Source organism: Bradyrhizobium sp. Kon56, assembly GCF_055807635.1.
Genome location: NZ_JBVVOU010000030.1, coordinates 35,812 through 54,662 on the forward strand (window position 1 = coordinate 35,812; position 18,851 = coordinate 54,662).

11 protein-coding genes are annotated in these 18,851 nt (G+C 65.9%); 3 read left to right on the forward strand and 8 right to left on the reverse strand.

Annotated features, from left to right (window positions below):
- Positions 1–115: 115 nt before the first annotated feature.
- Complete coding sequence (locus tag AC0L3B_RS31945; RefSeq protein ID WP_204512827.1) at positions 116–2,779, reverse strand: bifunctional diguanylate cyclase/phosphodiesterase; 2,664 nt, start codon at positions 2,777–2,779, stop codon at positions 116–118.
- A gap of 137 nt (positions 2,780–2,916) precedes the next feature.
- On the reverse strand, positions 2,917–3,609 hold the full coding sequence (locus tag AC0L3B_RS31950) for a TolB-like translocation protein (protein ID WP_473381662.1): 693 nt from the start codon (positions 3,607–3,609) through the stop codon (positions 2,917–2,919).
- Positions 3,610–3,795: 186 nt separating this feature from the next.
- Here AC0L3B_RS31950 and AC0L3B_RS31955 point away from each other — a divergent pair, with 186 nt between their 5' ends.
- Together AC0L3B_RS31955 and AC0L3B_RS31960 are read left to right on the forward strand one after the other, a co-directional pair.
- Complete coding sequence (locus tag AC0L3B_RS31955; protein WP_473381663.1) at positions 3,796–4,812, forward strand: LysM peptidoglycan-binding domain-containing protein; 1,017 nt, start codon at positions 3,796–3,798, stop codon at positions 4,810–4,812.
- A gap of 138 nt (positions 4,813–4,950) precedes the next feature.
- Positions 4,951–6,246: a Spy/CpxP family protein refolding chaperone gene (locus AC0L3B_RS31960; protein ID WP_473381664.1), complete on the forward strand. Its 1,296-nt coding sequence runs from the start codon at positions 4,951–4,953 to the stop codon at positions 6,244–6,246.
- 102 nt (positions 6,247–6,348) lie between these two features.
- On the opposite strand, the gene AC0L3B_RS31965 is transcribed toward AC0L3B_RS31960, so the two are convergent.
- Both AC0L3B_RS31965 and AC0L3B_RS31970 read right to left on the reverse strand, forming a co-directional pair.
- A complete protein-coding gene (locus AC0L3B_RS31965; RefSeq protein ID WP_204512822.1) occupies positions 6,349–8,796 on the reverse strand; it encodes an adenylate/guanylate cyclase domain-containing protein in 2,448 nt (815 codons plus the stop codon).
- A gap of 284 nt (positions 8,797–9,080) precedes the next feature.
- On the reverse strand, positions 9,081–11,150 hold the full coding sequence (locus AC0L3B_RS31970; RefSeq protein ID WP_473381665.1) for an AsmA family protein: 2,070 nt from the start codon (positions 11,148–11,150) through the stop codon (positions 9,081–9,083).
- A gap of 235 nt (positions 11,151–11,385) precedes the next feature.
- On the opposite strand from AC0L3B_RS31970, the gene AC0L3B_RS31975 reads away from it, so the two are divergent.
- The gene (locus AC0L3B_RS31975) at positions 11,386–12,060 is read left to right on the forward strand and encodes a Crp/Fnr family transcriptional regulator (protein ID WP_018456597.1); all 675 of its coding nucleotides are present in this window, start codon (positions 11,386–11,388) and stop codon (positions 12,058–12,060) included.
- A gap of 205 nt (positions 12,061–12,265) precedes the next feature.
- Here the strand turns inward: AC0L3B_RS31975 and AC0L3B_RS31980 are convergent, their stop codons facing one another.
- The 4 genes from AC0L3B_RS31980 to AC0L3B_RS31995 all read right to left on the reverse strand — a co-directional run bounded on the left by AC0L3B_RS31980 (position 12,266) and on the right by AC0L3B_RS31995 (position 18,830).
- Positions 12,266–15,415, reverse strand: a complete 3,150-nt coding sequence (locus tag AC0L3B_RS31980; RefSeq protein WP_085348880.1) for an efflux RND transporter permease subunit — start codon at positions 15,413–15,415, stop codon at positions 12,266–12,268.
- A complete protein-coding gene (locus tag AC0L3B_RS31985) occupies positions 15,415–16,344 on the reverse strand; it encodes an RND family efflux transporter (protein WP_018456595.1) in 930 nt (309 codons plus the stop codon). Before AC0L3B_RS31985 ends, AC0L3B_RS31980 begins: the two co-directional genes overlap by 1 nt.
- 158 nt (positions 16,345–16,502) lie before the next feature.
- A complete protein-coding gene (locus AC0L3B_RS31990) occupies positions 16,503–17,174 on the reverse strand; it encodes an OmpA family protein (RefSeq protein ID WP_026233202.1) in 672 nt (223 codons plus the stop codon).
- 144 nt (positions 17,175–17,318) lie between these two features.
- A complete protein-coding gene (locus AC0L3B_RS31995) occupies positions 17,319–18,830 on the reverse strand; it encodes a caspase family protein (protein WP_018456593.1) in 1,512 nt (503 codons plus the stop codon).
- Between the last annotated feature and the right edge of the window lie 21 nt (positions 18,831–18,851).

The following is an 18,851-nucleotide window of genomic DNA, read 5'->3' on the forward strand; positions in this document are numbered from 1 at the left end:
CCTGAACCCGCCATGTTTTGTCCGATCCTGCTCCAAGCCGGCCGGCGCTTTCGCGAACGCACGGCGGGCGGGAGTGGACAGAGATGTTGATGACAAAGCGTGCGGCAGTGCGCCGCTAGGCCGCGGCCGCCTGCGCCGACAACAGCTGCTTCAGTTTCGCGGCCGGCACGGCCGGGCTGAACAGCCAGCCCTGCATCTGGCTGCATCCGAGCTGGAGCAGCACCGCGCGCTGCGCTTCGGTCTCGACGCCTTCCGCGGTCGTCGCCATGTGACGGGCGGCGGCCATGTGCACCACCGCCTGCACGATCGGCGAGGAATCTTCCGACTGACCGATGTCGCTGATGAAGCTGCGGTCGATCTTGATCTTGTCGAACGGGAAACGATGCAAATAGCTCAGCGACGAATAACCAGTGCCGAAATCGTCGAGCGCGATGCGCACGCCGAGCTCGCGCAGCTGCTGCAGGATCGTCAGCGCCTCCTGGTCGTCGCGGATCAGGACCGTCTCGGTGATCTCGAGCTCGAGCCGTCCGGGCGCGAGACCCGACTCGGCGAGTGCGGCTGCGACCTTCAGCGCCAGCGTCCGCGAGCGGAACTGCACCGGTGAGACGTTGACCGCGATGTGGATGTCGCCGGGCCAGGAGGCCGCCTCGAGGCAGGCCTGCCTCAGCACCCATTCGCCGATCTCGCCGATCAATCCGGTCTCTTCCGCAACCGGGATGAAGTCGGCGGGCGAGACCATGCCGCGTTCCGGATGGTGCCAGCGCAGCAGCGCTTCGCAGCCGGTGACGACATTGGCCGCGAGATCGACCAGCGGCTGGTAGTGCACCTCGAACTCGCCGCGGGCCAGCGCCTGCCGCAGATCGAACTCGAGCTGGCGGCGCAGCCGCGCCTTGGCGTCGTATTCGGGCGCGAAGATACGGAACGTGCGGCGGCCCTCGGATTTCGCCGCATACATCGCGAGATCGGCGCGCTTGAGCAGATCGTCGAGATTGTCGCCGTGGTCGGGGGCGATCGCGATGCCGATGCTGGCATCGGTCGGGATTTCCTGGCCGTTGCAGTCCACGGGGGCGCGCAGCGCCTTCAGGATCTGCTCGGCCAGCGCCGTCAGTTCGGCCTCGTCGCGGCTGCCGGCCTTGACGATGGCGAATTCGTCGCCGCCCAGCCGTGCGACCATGTCGCTGCCGCTGACGCAGGCGCGCAGGCGGTTCGCGACCTGGCGCAGCAGCTCGTCGCCGACCTCGTGGCCCAGCGAATCGTTGACGCCCTTGAACTCGTCGACGTCGATATAGAGGATCGCGAACGGCTTGCCCTGGGCAAGCTCGGCGACGCGCCGCTCCAGATGGCCGCGCATCAGCACGCGGTTGGGCAGGTCGGTGAGGGCGTCGTAATGCGCCATATGCGCGATGCGCTCGTCGGCCCGGATGCGCTCGGTGACGTCGTCATGGGTCGCGAGCCAGCCGCCGCCGGCGCCGGGCTGGTTCTTGATCTCGATCAGGCGGCCATCGGAGGTCTCGACTATCGCGCTGTGGGTCTGGCCGACGCTGCCCAGAATGCCGTCGCAATAGGAATCGACGTCGCCGTCGAACGAGCCGGTGTCATGGCGATGCTGAATCACGTCGCGGAAATACGCGCCGGGCTTCACCAATTCGGCCGACAGCCCGTACATCTCGATGTAGCGGCGGTTGCAGACGATCAGCCGCTGGTCCTGGTCGAACATCAGCAAGCCCTGCGTCATCGTGTTCATCGCGGTATCGAGCTGCTGCTTCTCCACGGCGAGCCGGCGCGTCATCTGGCGGAAGATGGAATAAAGCGTCAGCACGAGCAGGCCGATCGACAGCACGGCGACGGTCACGAAGAATTTGGTCTGCGTGTGCCATGTTGCCAGCGTCGCATCCAGCGACTTGGTCGCAACCACCACCAGCGGCTCGCCGGTCAGGAGGCGTGCGGCGACGATGCGATCCTTGCCGTCGATCGGGCTTGCGAGCTGGGTCGTGACGAAGGTGCGCTCGAACACCGCCATCTGCTCGCGCGTGCCGTTGCGGAAATTCTGCCCGATCATCGCCTCCACATGCGGAATGCGCGCCAGCAGCTGGCCGTTCTGGTGGTGCATCGCGATCGAGGAATCCTCGCCGAGCCCGCTCGAGGCGAAGAAGGATTCGAGCTGGTCGGGCGTGATCGCGCGCGAGACCAGCCCAAGGAATTCGCCGTGGGGACCGGAGACGCGGCGCGCGAACACGATCGCCGGTCCGCTGCCCAACCGTCCCGGCACGACCTCGATCTCTTCCTGCGACGCCGGATCGTTCTTGAGGCGATTGAAATAGCCGCGGTCGGCAACCGAAACATCGGCGACCGGCCAGCGCCGCGACGAGTTGATCAGCACGCCCTTGGCGTCGAACACGTTGGCGCCGGCGACGTCCGACCAGCCGCTGGCTTTGGCGCGCAGCGCCTCGTGCACAGCGAGCGTGCCCATCTCGCTGCGGAAGACGTCGGCGGAGTCGATACCATGGCTTTCGAGCTCGGCGATGATGCTCTTCTGCAGCACCGCGAAGTCCTCGAACTCGCGGTCGAAATGGCGCGCGAGCAACCGGACCGCGCTCTCCACGCTGTCGCGGCCGCTTTCGATCGCATTCTGCCGGAAGCGGTCGACGGTGAGCGCGGTGCCGATCGCCATTGCGGCCATCAGCACGAAGCCCCCTGCGATCAGCCATGTCAGCGGCGCGCCGCGCCAACGGCGCAGCAACGCGCGCATGCGCGCGCTCCATCGGATCGATGTGCCCATCCAGCCCTCCCGTGGGATGCAAGATGCGGCAAAACCGACAAGACCACGTTACCAGTGAGGGTTAGGAAAACATGAATCGGAATGGAATCAGAGGGTTGGTTCCATCGCTTGTCTGAAGGTGCGGGGCCATGGTTCCCTCAGCGTCGGATTTCCCATCGCAACGCTTCCGCATTGGTCTTGGCGAACATCGCCGGCACGTCGAAGGTCCCGGTCTTGAGATCATAGCGGCAGCGCCAGTCGGCCAATCCCTTCACGGCGACGTTCTTCGGGTGCTTGTCCATTTCGCCCGACAGCGAGATCACGAGGTAACGGTTGTCCGGCCAGTGCACGCCAAGCCCGCGATAGGCCTCTTCGGTGCCTTTCACGAGATTGGCCGAGATGTGGTAGTCGAGCTTCATCTTCCCCGTGTCCGGCCGGCTGTGGAAATAGGCCCAGGCCAGGTCGCTGAACGAGGTCTTCGTCGCGCTGACGAAGGCGCCTTTGTCGACATGGTAGAGATAGAGGTCCTGCTCGCCGGAGCCGGTCTTCTGCATCCGCACCAGCCATTGCGAGTCGGGGGTGAAGCGGAAGCCGGCGCCGTAGCCCTGCTCGGGCTTCAGCTCCGTCATCTGGTCGCCACGCCTCGCCCAGGCCTGCCATTTGACGTCGAAATCTCCGCTGTCCTTCATGTACTGCTCGATCTTGGTGGCTTTGTCGGGCGAGGTGAAGGCTAGATCGGCATCGTCAGTGAGAGCGAAGCCAGACGGCGGGCCGGAAGCGGCGAGCGCCGGAGTTGCGGCCAGGATGAGGGCAACCACCAGCCATTGTGCGGGACGGCAAAATGCGGTCACGGAAAAAATTCCTCAAGAAAAATGCCGCGATGCGGCCTCGATCATTTGACGCCGGCGGGGGTGCGCCGGTTCATCCCGGCGTGCCGGCGCATCATCCCATCGACCGTCTTGCTGCCGTGGCCAAAACGGCGCACCTTGCCGGCTCGATTGATTTGCTAGGTTCTTCCTGATCAAGGTTCGTTTCCGATGGTGACCGCGACCAAGGCCTTCATTGCATTCTGTCTGCTCGCGGTGGGCGGCACCGTGCTGGTGATCGGCCCCACCGAGCTGCGTCGCATGCTGCCGATCGGGGCCAAGACCGATTCCGTGGTCGCCGCCAAGCCGGAGGCCAAGGTCGAACAGAAGGTCGAACTCAAGCCGGAACTCAAGCCGGAAGAGCCCAAGCTGGCCGCAAGCGCGCCGCCGGTGCCGGCCGCGTCCCCCGCTGAAACGAAGGCGGGTGCGCTGGCCGAGACGCAAAAGCAGGTCACGGCCGCGCTTGCCGATCTTGCACCGGTCAAGCCGCCGCCGGCGATTGCGGATACCGGCCCCCGCTTCGACGTTGCACGCGTCGACGATCACGGCGAGGCGGCGGTGATCGCGGGCCGGGCGACGCCGGGTGCCAAGGTCGAGCTGCTGCGCGACGGCAAGCCGATCGACACAGTCGTGGCGGATGCGTCGGGCCAATTCGTGATGACGCCGCCGCAGCTTCCCGCCGGTTCCTACGAGCTGACCTTGCGGGCGAAATCGCCTGACGGCACCGTCACCCAATCCGGCCGCAGCATGCCGGTCGTGATCGCCGAAGCCGCACCGCCGCCCGCTCGCCCTGCACCGGTCGCGCGGCAAGAGGCGAAACAAGAGGCGAAGGCCGAGAAGCCCGACGACAAGTCGGATGTCGTGGCATCGGTGTCGGACAGGCCCGCGGCCCGGCCGAGATTGATGGGCGCACCGAAACCGAAGGGCGGATCGGGGGTCATGGCGCGGGCGCCCGCGGCCACGACCGTTGCATCGGCCTCGCCGGCGGACGCCGTCAGCGGAGCAGCGGCGGAAACAGGCGGCAGCCGGGTGATCTCCCGCGGCGACAGCCTGTGGGCGCTCAGCCGGCTCGCTTACGGCAACGGCGCCCGCTTTGCCGTGATCTACAACGCCAACCGCGCCAAGATCCACAATCCCAATCTGATCTATCCCGGCCAAACCTTCGTGCTGCCGCAAAAGGCGGAGTGACACCGCATCGCGCTGCCGCGCGTTGCGGCGCTTTGCCCTGTGCGCTTCCGGAACATTTGGTTCCCTCGCGCGTCATGGTGATGCGACGCAATGTGCGTTTGGCACCGGAGGAGGGCCAAGGTGGACAGGTCAGTGGTCATGTCGAGATCACGCTTGGGGCCAAAATTGCGACCCAGGCTGGGGCTGGCGCTATCAGGCGTAACCCTCGTGATTCTGGCGGTGCTGTTGCCAAATCGCGCCGAGGCGCAGTTCGGCTTCCGCGGCGGCCCGCTCGGTGTTGCGCGCTTTGCCGTCGGCCACATGATCGGCATGTCTCGCTTGCGCCATGCCCGCATGGCGGTGCGGGGCAGCCGATACCGCTCCGCAGCGTTGAGGTCGCAAGATCCTCGCGGCGCAGAGCGCGGCCAGCCTGCGAATCCTTACGTCCTCCGTGCCGCAATGACGGCGCAAGCTGCGCTGTCGGGCTGGCGCGGCGGCCGCCGTCCGCAGGGCTGGTGGCGCCACCCTGACGGCAGCTACGGCTGGGTTGGTCCGGTGTTCTGGCCGTTCGCGCATGACGATCTCACCACCGCGATCATCCTCGGCGATACGACCAGCCTCTCGCTCTATGGCTATGGCGACATCTATGCCGCGATCTTCGCGCCCTATGCGGCCACCGAGCTTGCCGCCTACACCACGCCGCACGGCCGGCGCGGACGGCGAGTCCCGACCGCGGAGACGGTCTGCGATGCCAGCGACACCGGCGGCCTGCCGGTCGATCGTATCGCCGCTATCGTGCAGCCGAATGAATTGCAGCGCACAGCGCTCGACGAACTCGCCACCGCGTGGGCATCCGCGCGCGACACTATCCGCGCCGCCTGTCCGACGCAGGTCCCCGCGACGGCCATCGAGCGCCTCGGCCTGATGCGCGAGCGCATCGAGGCCATGATCAAGGCAACGGACGCCGTCGCACCTTCGCTCGCAAAATTCCTCGACCTCCTCGACGACGACCAGAAGGCCAAGCTCGATGGCCTGGCCAAGGAGCGCCGCGCCGCGCTCGCGTCGATCCAGCAAAAGAATCCCGAGGCGGCGTCGGCCTGCCAGGCGGACAGCGATCCCCGCTACGACGAGAAGCTGCAGCGCCAATACGAGCAGCTCGTGCAGCAGCAATGGCCCGCGGCCGAGATCGCCTCCACGCTCAAGCTCGACGACACCGGCCGCGCCCGCCTCGACGTGCTCCAGGACACCACGCTGCGCACCATGGAAACGCTCAGCGCCTGTCCGTCACAGGCAGCAGCGACACCGCAGGCACGCCTCACGGCCGTGAAGGCGCGGCTGCAGACGATGCTGCAAGCGGTGAACGGGGTCAGTGACGCGCTCGACGATTTCGAAGCTGACTTAAGCGACGAGCAGAAGGCCGGCTTCGAGGCGATCGGGCCGAAGCGCGGGGTGTGATCAACCGCACCGCTTCTAGCCAATTCCGTGCCCGCGTAACCCATTGATCTTGCAGGCCCCGGCTACTGTGCATGGGGTTGTTTTCGCAGTTTTTTGTTTGGGCTACCCTCTTCGCCTTGCCGCGGCGGCATCCAACACGTTCTCCACCTCCTCGCGCCACGACAGAATCTCCATCGCGAGCACGGGGTGGTTGAAGCCCTTGAGCACGAGATCGTCGAGCGCGCGGGCTTCGACCCAGGGCTCGACCATGCCGTAGACGCGGCGGCTGACGACGACCTGGCCGGCCTTGGCTTCGTCGCAGAGGCGGGAGGAGAGATTGGTGACGCTGCCGATCGCGGCATATTCGAGCCGCTGCTCGAAGCCGATCTGGCCGAGCGTGGCGTAGCCCATGGCGACGCCGACGCCGAAGCCGAGCGAGTGGCCGCGGTTCTTCCATTTCTCGGTCAGCTTGCCGATCGTGTCGCGCATCTCGACCGCCATCTTCACGGCGCGCTTGGTATGGTCGGCGAACTGAATCGGCGCATTGAACAGGATCATCACGCCGTCGCCGGCAAAGCGGTCGAGCGTGCCTTCATAGCGGTGGATCAGCTCGCCGAGCGCGGCGTGATATTCGCGCAGCACGTTCATCGCCTCTTCCGGCTCGGTCGCCTCGGTGAACGAGGTGAAGCCGCGCAAATCGCAGAACACGACGGTGACCTCGCGGCGATGGCTGTCGAGCAGCGCATCGTGGCCGTCGGACGAGGCGATCAGTTGCGCGACTTGCGGCGCGAGGAAACGTTCGAGCCGCTTGATGCGGCCGATCTCCCCCAACTGCTTCTCGACCCGCTCTTCCAGGGAGCGATTCCAGTTGCGCAGCTGCTCGGTCTGCTCCTGGAGCTTTGCGGCCTGCTGCTGCACGGTTTCGTGCGCAGCCGCGAGTTCGCGGCCCTTGTGGTCGACCTCGGTGAACAGCCGCGCATTGCGCATCGCCAGCACGGCCTGGTTGGCGAACGTGCGCATCAGGCCGATGATGCTGGCGGCGAACTCGCCGCTGGCGCGGCGCAGCACCACCAGCGAGCCGAGCGTGCCCTGCTGGTCGACCAGCGGCACCACCAGCACCGAATGGAAGCCGGCTTCGATCGCGACGTCGCGCAGCGGCTGCTCGGAGGCCTGGTCGAGATCGGGTAGCGCGATCGGTTCGCCGCTCCCGGCCGCATCGCTCAGGATATCCTGGCCTTCGTCGATCGTGACATGGGCGCCGTCGGCGGATTTGTCGATGCCGTTGGCCTCGACCAGATTGAAGCGGCGCGCCTGCGCGTCATAGCCGTAGATCAGCACCGCGTCGGCATGGGTGATCTCGATCGCGCGCGCGGCGATTGTCGGCAGCACGGCGTTGAGATCGAGCGAGGCTGCGACCGCGCGGCCGACCTCTTCCAGCACCTTGAGCTCGTTGATCGACTGCGCGAGATCGCGGGTGCGCTCCTCGACCTTGGTCTCCAAGTCCGAATAGGTCTCCTGGATCTGGTCGGCCATGCGGTTGAACTGGCCGGCGAGATCTTCCAGCTCGTCCGCGGTGTGCACCTCGATGCGATGGCTGAAATCGCCCTCGCCGAGCTTGTGCGCGCCGTCGCGTAGCGCCGTGATCGGGATGATCATGCGGCGCGCCAGAAGCGTGCCGGCAAGGATTGCGACCAGCAGGCCCATGCCGATCAAAAGCGCAATGCGCACCAGCTGGTCGCGGATCGGCATCAAGGCCTGCGTGGCCGGCTGCTCGAACATCACGCTCCAGCCGAGCTTCGGCACGGTGCTCGCGGCGCTCATCACCGCATGGCCGTTGAAGTCGGTGCCCGAATTGTCGGGCTCGTGGCCCGGTGCGACCGCGGCCGCAACCTGCGGCAGCTTCGACAAATCCTTACCGATCTCGGGGCCTTTCGAGGACGTCGCCAGCACGCGGCCGCGCGGATCAACCACATAGGCGAAGGCGGCTTTGCCGACCTGGGCGTCGGTGAGGTACTCGGAGAGAAAGCTGAGGTCGAGCTCGGCCACGGTGACGCCGGCGTTGAAACCGGAATGCGCCACCGAGATCGACATGAACGGCGTCCGGTCGGAGAACCAGGCCGGCGCGTAGCTGACGCCGCGGGCGACGGTGTCGGTGAAGCGCATGTCGCGGGAGAGGTCGGCATTGCTGCCGGTCGTGGTCGACTGGCGCGAGACGCGCAGCACCTCGCGGCCGTCGCCGTTGAGCTGGAACAGCTGAGTGACGACCGAGACCTGGTGCAGCAGTTGGGCGTAGTCGGCGCGGCGCTTCTCGAGTGTGTCCTGGCTCGCCCGGGTTACCCAGCTGATCTGGCGCTCGAGCTCCGAGATCGACTGCTCGATCCGCCGCGCGGCAGCCTGCGCCTTGTCCTCGAGACCGTCGGTCAGCTGTGTCTTGGTGGCGCGGTAGGAGATCCAGCTCTCCATCGCGCCGTTGACGGCGAGCACGAACACGACGAGGCCGACGAGAGAGACGACGTATTTGGCGAACAGACCCTCGCGCAGAAACCGTGTCTTGTCGTTCGCTCCTGCCATCCCGATCCTCTCGCGCCGCCATCGGCGCCGGCGCTACGGGCCGCACGGACCCTGCGAGCCTTCTAGCACAATTTGGTCCCAGGGGACTGTGAAGGGACTGGTCAACGGACGGCCGAGCACCCGGCGTGGTTACCGGCCTCGGTTACTCCCTTGGATGCTGGCAGGCGGAAGCATGGTGAATTGTCGCAGTCTCATCCGTTTGGAGGAAGCCGCGGCCGGGGACGCCGATGTAAGGGGATCGCCTTGGCAAAGGAGGGCTGGAGTCCAGCGCTTTGGTCCTGCAATCATCGATTAAAGAGCTGCCGCAGCACGTCGTTCATCGGCTGGCTGTCCTGCTGCGCCGCCGGCGGGTCCTCCAGGGCGGGGGACGCCGGCGAGGCTTGCGGCATCAGTGCGGATGGCGCTGCAGGCAGGCTGCGGCTGCGGCCGGTGGCAGTCCCGGTCCCGGTGCCGTTTCCCGCGCCACCGGAAAGTCCCTGCTGGATCAGATTGCCGAGCGCCTCCCCCAGGGGGCCGCCGAGCAAATTGTTCTGTCCGGCGGGCTGCTGGCTTTGCGGATTGGCAGTGCCGGCGGCATTACCGCCACCCGGCGCGGTGGCTCCCCCGAGACCAAGGCTGCCCAAAATATTGCCGAGCCCGGCCCCATCAGCGCCGAACAGCCCCCTGCCCATCTCGCGCAGCTTGGCATAGGCGGCGTCCGGATTGTCCAGCATGCCGGCCATGTCGGGATAGATTCGCGGCTGCGACCAGGTGCCCTGGATCATCACGGGAATGCCGAAGCCGACCGGCTCGGCGGCGCGGCCCTGGCCTTCGGTCGTCATCACCAGTTTCGGCTCGACGCGAAAGCCCATCATCTTGGTGTCGAGTGCGATCGTGCCGGCACCGGTCACGCGGACGAGCGGTCCGGTCAAGTTGAGATCGGTGGTCACCGCCTGGCCCTTGTCGATCCGGAACGACGCCGAGAGCTGCGACAAATCCGTGCTCTGCTCCCGACTGCTGTCTCCGTTTTCCTGCCAGCCGGACAGCGTGCCCGATGTCAGCGAGCGGATCATCTGTGCGACGTTGATGCCGCGAATGGCGCCGTCCTGGAAATTGACGAAGGCCGTGCCCTGCATGTTCGCCATCAGCGCGCGCTGGCTGCTGCCGGCGCTGCGCAGCGCGAGCTTGGCCTGCAGCTTGCCGTCGATCCGGTCGAATTCGGCGAGGCCCTGCAGCAGCGGCAGCGCGCGCACGCCGGCGAGGTCGGAATGCATGGCAAAGCTCGGCGCGCCGCTGGTCGCATCCAGGATCAATTCGCCCGTAACCTGGCCGCCATAGGCGCCGAGATTGGCGGTGCCGGCCTTCAGCACGCCGCCGGCGAGTTTTGCATCGACCGCCAGCGGCGCGAGGCGTGCCTCGCCGATCACCGCCTCATGCGCGGAGATCCTGATCTGCGCATCGACATAGTTGAGCCCGGAGACGTCGATCGGCGCATCGCTCCAGGGCTGCCCGGAGGCGCCTTCCGGCGATTTCGCCAGCGGGATCGCGAGCCGCTGGAAGTCGAGATCGAGCTTGACCAAAGGCTTGCTCGCGATATCGACCGAGGCCCAGCCATTGAACGCGCCATCGCCGAGCGTGCCATTCAGGCCGTTGATCATCACGACATCGCCGCTCAGCCGCATCTCGGCATGGCCCGCGAGCCGGGACTTCAGCACGTCCGGCATGTCGATGGCGAAATCCACCGGAATGGTCGGTCGGTCGGCCGGCGGCGCTGGCGTGGTCGCCTTGATGTCGAATTTGGTCGGATGCTCGCCGACCCGTGCGGTGCCGGTGATGTTGATCTTGCGGTCGCGGCCGACGATCGCATCGGCATTGACGGCGCTGATGCGGCTCTCGACGCGATCGCGCACGCGCGCGAATGCGATCTCGCCATCGGTGACCTTGATGCGATCGATGGCGGCGCCGTCGAGATCGAGCGCGACCGGCTTCGACGTGCCGCCGGCATTCGGCAGGCGCTCACGCAGCAGCGGCTGGTAGAGCACGGGATGGGTGACGACGAGCTCGCTGATCTTCGGGCGGCCCGACCAGACGCTTGAGAGCGACATGTCGGCCTGCACGCTGTCGATGGACAGGCGCGTGATGCCGCTGCGGTCCTTGGGGTCGGCAAGCGTGAGGTCGTTCAGCGTCACGTTCAGCGTCGGCCACAAACTGATTCTGGTGGTGCCGTCGACCGACAGGCGATAGCCGGTCGCGCTCTCGACACGCGAGGCAATCGTCGAACTCAGGAAGCCCGAGGGGATCCCGACCACCAGCAGGAGTGCGATCACGATGACGATTGCGGCCACCGCCGCGCCGGCGAATTTCACGGCTCTCATATCGACTTTCCAGCGGCGGACGATCGGCGTCGAATCCGGCACATGACCGTCATTTGCACCCGTCCTTGGCTCCTGAGTTTATCCCGGGACGGGAAGCGGCTCCAAGCACGTAAAAATAGTCTGGGGGTGCTGCAAAGTTATGTGACTTATGGCACACTTCCCGGGCGCGGTTTTACGCGATCTTGATGTTGATGGTTCCAAGCGATTTGCCAACGAAATTCACAAGGATATTGAAATGAGCAAGCAGGCCGAATTTGCGGTCATCCTCAAGATGAATGCGATGTTCGCCGATCTCGGCGCAGACGAACTCCAGCGGCTGGCGAATCTCTGCCACACCCAGCATCTGGGGAATGGCGAGGTGCTGTTCCAGAAGGGCGATCCAGGCGATGCGCTGTTCGGCGTGCGCCGAGGCCAGGTCCGTATCGAGACCGGCGCCTCCGACGGCAGCCGCCTGACGCTGAACTTCATGGGGCCCGGCGACCTGTTCGGCGAGGTTGCGGTGCTGGATGGCCAGAGCCGCACTGCGGACGCCACCGCGGGCGAAGCCAGCGAGCTGTTCGTGCTGCGGCGCGAAGACTTTCTCGCCTTCCTCGAACGCGAGCCGAAAGTCGGGATCAAGATCATCGCGCTGCTCTGCCAGCGCATCCGCTGGCAGAGCGAGCGCATGGAAGAGTCCATGCTCCAGCCGCTGCCGGTTCGCCTCGCGCGGCGCCTCTGCGCGCTCGCCGCCGATTTCGGCTCGGAGGTGCACATCTCGCAGGAGCAACTCGGCGTCTTCGTCGGCGCCGCCCGCGAGAGCGTCAACCGCCAGCTTCAGGCCTGGCGCAAGGAAGCGATCCTCGATCTCCAGCGCGGCCGCATCCTGCTGCGGAACATGACCAAGCTGACGGCGATCGCGCGCAACGAGTAGGGGGGCCGTTAGGCTGGGTCGCTACAATCGGGGCGAAGGAGTTCGTCAGAAGAGTCCCAACTCGCGACCCACGCTTTAACGACCTTGATCGGCACAGCACGACCGGTACGTCTGAATGCCTGGTAGCGAAGACGATCCTCCGCTATGTCGGGTTCTCGGATGGCGCTCGCTGAACTGCCTCGTGTGCTTGACGCTGGTGCCACATCTACTCCGCCGCAGGGTGCACGATATTCTTCGGCCGCGGCATCGCTTCGGCCGGCGCAGCTCCGTGATGACTTGCGCCCTCCGCATCTTCGCTGTGCACGACCAGCCGCTTGGCGAAGCGCCAGATCAGGGCGCCGAGATCGTCCATCACCATGAACATCGCGGGCACGAACACCAGCGACAGGATGGTCGAGAAGATTAGGCCACCGATCACCGCGAGCGCCATCGGCGAGCGGAACTCGCCGCCCGCGCCGACCGCGAGCGCGCTGGGCATCATGCCCGCGGCCATCGCGATCGTGGTCATCACGATCGGGCGAGCGCGTTTCATGCCTGCGTCGATCATGGCTTCTTCGCGCGGTGTGCCGGCGTGAATGGATTCGATGGCGAATTCCACCAGCATGATCGCGTTCTTGGTGACGATGCCCATCAGCATCAGGATGCCGATCCACACTGGAGTCGTGAGCTGCTTGCCGGTGATCAGCAGGGCCGCGATCGCGCCGCCGATCGAGAGCGGAAGCGAGAACAGGATGGTGATCGGCTGCAGGAAAGTGCCGAACAGCAGCACCAGCACGGCGTAGACCATCATCAGGCCCGCCGTGATCGCGGTGGCAAAGCCTTCGGACAGTTCGTTCAGGCTTTCGGCGTCGCCGGAGGGGGAGACCTTCACGCCCTTCGGTCGGCTCTTCATGACCGGCAGATCGTAGATCTTCTTGGTGGCGTCGCCGAGCGCGGCGGAGCCGACGAGATCGGCCGCGACGGTCGCCTGTCGCTCGCGATCGTAACGGTTGATGCTGGTCGGACCCTGGTCGAGCTTGACGTCGGCGATGACGGACAGCGGCACGCCGCCCTTCTCGCCGTGCTCGCCGAGCGGCACGCGCAACTGTTCGAGCGTCTTCAGATTGCCGCGCGCGGCATCCTCGAGCTGCACTCGGATCGGCACCAGACGGTCGCCAACGTCGAACTTGGCAAGCGCGGGGCCGACGTCGCCGATGGTGGCGACGCGGATGGTCTGCGATAGGCTTTCGGTTGAGACGCCGAGCCGTGCGGCGAGATCGGCGCGCGGTTCGACGCGCAGCTCGGGCCGCTCCAGCGTGGTTTCCGAGATCACGTTGGAGATGGTGGGAATCCGCTTCATCTGCGTCGCGAGTTCGCTGGCGACGTTGTTGACGATGTTGGCGTCTGCGCCGGTCACGACCAGCGAGATGGCGCGCAGGCCGTTCTCGTCGAGGAACCAGAAGCGGATGTCTGGAATGTTCTCCAGCTCCTGGCTGATCGAGAATTCGAGCTCGCGCTGGGTGATGTCGCGGCTGTCCTTGGGCGTGTAATTGATGATCAATGCGGCGCGCCGGACTTCCTGGGTCCCCGGTGGAACGCGGCCGCCGTCGACGAAGATGCTCTTCACCTCGGGCCGCTTGCGCAGGCGCGCCACGATGTCTTCGGTGACTTTTTCGGTGTAGGCGAGCTGCGTGCCCGGCGGCAGCTCGAGCGCAACCAACGAGCGCGAGCTGTCCTGCGCCGGCAGGAAACCCTGCGGCAGCAGCGTAATGCTCCAGATCGAGGCGGCGAAGACGCCGAAGCCGACCAGCACCGTAATGAAATAGTGCTTCACCGACCAGGCCACGAGCCTGTGATAGGACCGCAGCACGCGGCCGGGCGGCGGCTCTTGGTGATTGCTATGTTTGAGGAAGTAGGCGGCGAGCACCGGCGTGACGAAGCGCGCCGCGAGCAGCGAGAAGAACACCTGTACCGAGACGGTGATGCCGAACTGCTTGAAGAACTGTCCGGCGATGCCCGACATGAAGCTCGCGGGCGCGAAGATTGCGATGATCGTCAGCGAGATCGCGATCACCGCGAGGCCGATCTCGTCGGCGGCTTCCAGGGCGGCACGATAGGGCGACTTGCCCATGTTCATGTGCCTGACGATGTTCTCGATCTCGACGATGGCGTCGTCGACCAGAATACCCGTCGACAGCGTGATGGCGAGGAAGCTGACGAGGTTGAGCGAGAAGCCGAGCAGGTCCATCGCCCAGAATGCCGGGAAGATCGACAACGGCAGCGAGATCGCGGCGATGATGGTGGCGCGCAGGTCGCGCAGGAACAACAGCACGATGACGACGGCGAGGATGGCGCCTTCGAACAGGGTCGAGATCGCCGCGTGGTAATTGCCATTGGTATATTCGACCGAGGTGTCGATCACCTTCAGGTCGACGTCGGGATAGGTGGCCTTGAGCGTGTCGATGCGCTTCTGCACGGCCTCGGCGACCTTCACGTCGCTGGCACCCTTGGAGCGCTTGATGCCGAGCGCGACGATCGGCTCGCCGTTGAAGCGGGCGAAGGTGCGGCGGTCTGCGATGGTGTCGGTCACGGTGCCGAGATCGTCGAGCCGGACCTCGCCGCCGCCGAACAGCGGAATCATGGTGCCGGCGAGATCGCTCAGTGTCTTGGCGCCGGCGAGGGTGCGGATCGCCTGGTCGTTCTTGCCGATCTCGGCGCGGCCGCCGGCGACGTCGACATTGGTGCCGCGCAGGCTCTGGCTGACGTTGACGGCCGTCAGCCCCATCGACTGCAGGCGGTCGGGATCGAGCGAGACCAGGATCTCGCGCTCGACACCGCCGATGCGCTCGACCTGGGCGACGCCGCGCACGCCTTGCAGCGCGCGCTTGACCACGTCGTCGACGAAATAGGAGAGCTGCTCCGGCGTCTTGCCGGGCGAGATCGCGGCGTAGGTGACGATCGGCAGGCCGATGACATCGACGCGCTGGATCAGCGGCTCGGTGACGTTCTGCGGCAGGTTCGAGCGCACGCGCGTCACCGCGTCCTTGACGTCGTTGAGCGCGCGGTCGGTGTTGGTTTCCAGCGCGAACTGGATTGTCGTCACCGACAGGCCGTCGGTGATCTGCGAGGTGATGTGCCTGACCCCTTCGACACCGGAGACGGCGTCTTCAACCGTCTTGGTGACCTGGGATTCGAGCTCGGCGGGTGCCGCGCCGAACTGCGATACCGCGACCGAGATCACGGGAATGTCGGCCGAGGGTAGCCGCGTCACCGCGAGCTTGGTGAAGGACACCCAGCCGAGGATCAGGAGGATGATGGAAAATACGACCGACGGCAGCGGATTGCGGATCGACCATGCCGAGATATTGAGAGCCATCAGCGTACCCGCGTGCGATCGAGTTCATCAGCGAACATGGTCTTGATCTGGTCGCCGTCATGCAGCGAAGAGCCGGCGTCGGCGACGACGATCTCGCCGACATTGAGGCCTTCCAGGATTTCCGTCGCGCTGTCCGAAGACAGCCCGACCCGTACCTTGCGCGTCTCGACAATGTTGCTCTTGACGACCTGCACGGTGAGATGGTCGATCGCGGTCTTGGGAACCGCGACGCCGCAGCTTCGCTTGGCGTCGATCGAGGCGCGGGCGAACACGCCGACTTTCAGCGAGGGATTGTTGGTGACGCTGATGCGCACGCGGCCGAGCTGGGTGGCGCGATCGATTTCGGGCGCGACCAGCCTGACCCGCCCGATCAAATCGGGCGCGTCGTCGCGGCTGATGCGCACGGTCGCGCCGGAGCTGAGCTTTGCCATGTGCACCGCAGGCACCTGCGCGTCCAGCTCGATCTCGTTGTTGACGGCGATACGGAACATCGGGCCGGCCTGCGGCGAGGCCGGCGCGCCGACGATGGTGCGGACCTCGGTGACGAGGCCCGGCGCAGAGGCCTTCAGCGAGACCGGACCTTGCGGGCCGGGCCGCGGCGGCTGGCCCGGAATCTGGGGCGGTGCGGTCAGGCGCGCCAGCTCCTGATTGTCGGTGACGAGGGTGCCTTCGGTGACGAAGAGGTCGGTGACCCTGGATCCCTCCTGGTCGGCGACGACCACGGCTTCGCGGCGCGGCACGAAGAAGCCGGTCACCCGGACCAGGTCGGAGAAGCAGGCATTGGTCGACTTGGTCACGATGACCAGCGCCTCGCTCGGCGTTTCCTTGGGCTCGGCGCGGTGCCGGTGCTCGAACAGATAATAGCCGACGCCGAGCGCGACGACGAAGATCACCGTTCCGGCTGGCTTGAGATATTGGGAGAGGTTCATTGCCGGATCGTCCTGGCCTGGCTCACGGCCATCCGCGCGCGGCCCATGGAGAGCGTTTCCCTGAAATAAAGCAGCGTCCCGCAAGGCTGCGGGACGCGCACTGGAAGCGAGACTTTACACCACATCACGACTTGTCACTTCAAAGGATTACGTCGTGGTCACTTCGATGCGGTAGTCTTGTTTTCCATGTTGACGACCTGCACGCGACGATTGACTTCCGCCATCGGCTGGGCCGGGTCCTTCAGCTTGCTCTTGCCGTAGCCGACCGTGACGAGGTCGGTCGCGGAGATGCTGTATTTGTCGACCAAATAGCGCTTGATCGAATCCGCGCGGCGCTCCGACAGATCCTGATTATAGCTCTCGCTTCCGGCGGCGTCAGTATGGCCGGCGACCACGAAGGTCGAGCCTTTCAGGTCGGGGCTGGTCAGCGCGCGGCCGAGCGCCTGGACCGAGGCAAGCGATTTGGCGCTGATATTGGCCGAGTTGTAGTCGAACGTGATTTCCAGATCGATGTTCGGCTTGTCCTTGGCCGCCGACGCGATTTCTTCACGCTCGGTCGACGACAGCGACCGTGTCGAGCGGCCGCGCACGGACTGGATCAGCTTGGTCTCCGTGGCACTCGGTGCGGGATCGGCCTGCGGAGCGATCGAGAGGCCGCGGGTCAGCGGCTTCTTCGGCGGCGGCGCCAGCGCGCGGACGATCTCGTCCTCGGTGACGTTCTTGCTGTTGCCGTCGTCGGCTGCGAATGCCAGCGGGATCGTCAGCGACAGCGCGGCGCCGACGGTGATGATGGACAGGATTGCGGTAAGTCCCTTTGCAGCCAATCTCATAGCCAGTCCCTCCTGCGCAGCCAGCTGGTGCGGTTCGAAAATCCTGCAATAAGCCCCCGAAAGGACGGCCTGCGGCATCCGTTCGATTAGTCTTCGCCGGGCCGTCGCGGGTTCGAGGCACATCGGCCCCGATTCAAAAAAATATCAACGCACTCCGTAGCTTGCGAATTCCTGAACAATGTTCGGGTCCATCGCCTTGGCATTGGCGATGTCGAGCGCGCCCTCTTGGGCCGAGCCGTTGCGCTGCTTGGCGATCCCGCGTCCGAACAGCGAGGAGGTCAAGCGCGGATTGATCCTCAGGGCGGCCTCGAAATCGGCGATGGCGTTCTTGACCGCCCCCGATTTCAGATTGACGAGCCCCCGGCTGTCCAGCGCGTCGACGAAGTTCGGTCGCAGCCGCAGGGCCTCGTTGCAATCCTTCAGCGCGCCCTGGAGGTCGCCGACCACGGTGCGGGTCCAGCAGCGATTGTTCAGCGCCTCGACGTCCTTCGGGTTGATCCGGAGCGTCTCGTCAAAATCCTTGATGGCCAGGCTGTAGGCGCCCTTGCTGGCATAGACCTGACCGCGCCGGTAAAGCGCGTTCACGTCATCCGGATTGGCCGCGATCTTGGCGGTCAGCCCCTTGATGGTGGGGTCCTCGGCCAGGGCGGCCGCACTCGGCCCGCTCTCCATGGTCGGAGCGGTGGCGGGATCGGCCGGAATCACAGGCGGAGGCGGCGGCGGTGCCGGCGGCAAGGCAGCCTCGACCTGCGGCTTCGGTGACGGAGCGGGCGCAGCCACCGTCTCGGCCGGTTTCGGCGGCGGAGGCGGTGAAGGTGCGGGTGGAGTCGGCGGCGGGTTGTTGGCGACGACCGGCGGCGGGGGAGGCGCAGGTGGCGGCGTGGTGGTCGGGCGCGACCCGCCGGCCCCTGGAATGAAGGAGAAATCCTCGGCCAGCGACGAGGATATCCACGGCACCTGCTCGCCCCGGGAGGCGCGGGTGACGCCCATCTTGGTGCGGTTCAGCGTCTCCTCGGCCATCAGGTCGGGGACGCGGATTTCCTTGAGGAGTTCCTGGACGAACAGGCTGTGCTCGCCGCCGGCGTCCGAGACCACCGAGGCCAGTGCCGCCGAATACATCACCAGCGTGCCGTTCGGCGCGATGACGGGCGTGAGGCCGGCCGAGAAGCTGCGGAACCGGCGCTCGAACGGGTTGCGCCTGGAGGCATCGACCAGCGCGATCTTGACGCCGGCGCCGCGGGTGTTGAGCTCGCCGAGCACGGTTTCGAGGCTGATGCCGTCGCGCCGCACGTCGGATTCGGTCCAGATCTGCGCATCGATCGGCAGCAAATAGCTCTGCCGCGCGGACTGGATGCCGAAGCCGCTGAAGAACACCAGTGCCACCGACCCCGGCTTGATCTTGCCGTAGAGCTTGTCGAAGGCGCGGCGCATGCCGTCGCCGGTCAGGTTCTCACCGATCTCGACGGAAAAGCCGTCGCGCTTGAGCTCGTCGGCGACGTCGCGCGCGTCGTTGAGCGGTTCCTTCAGGGGAGCGTCGGCGTCCGGATATTTGGCATTGCCGATGACCAGCGCAAAGCGATCGCCGGCCGCAAGTGACGGAGCGGTCGGGATGAGCGACACGAGCAAGGATAGAACGAAAAGCAGGCGAATTTTCATAATTAGCGCGATCCAGCCAAA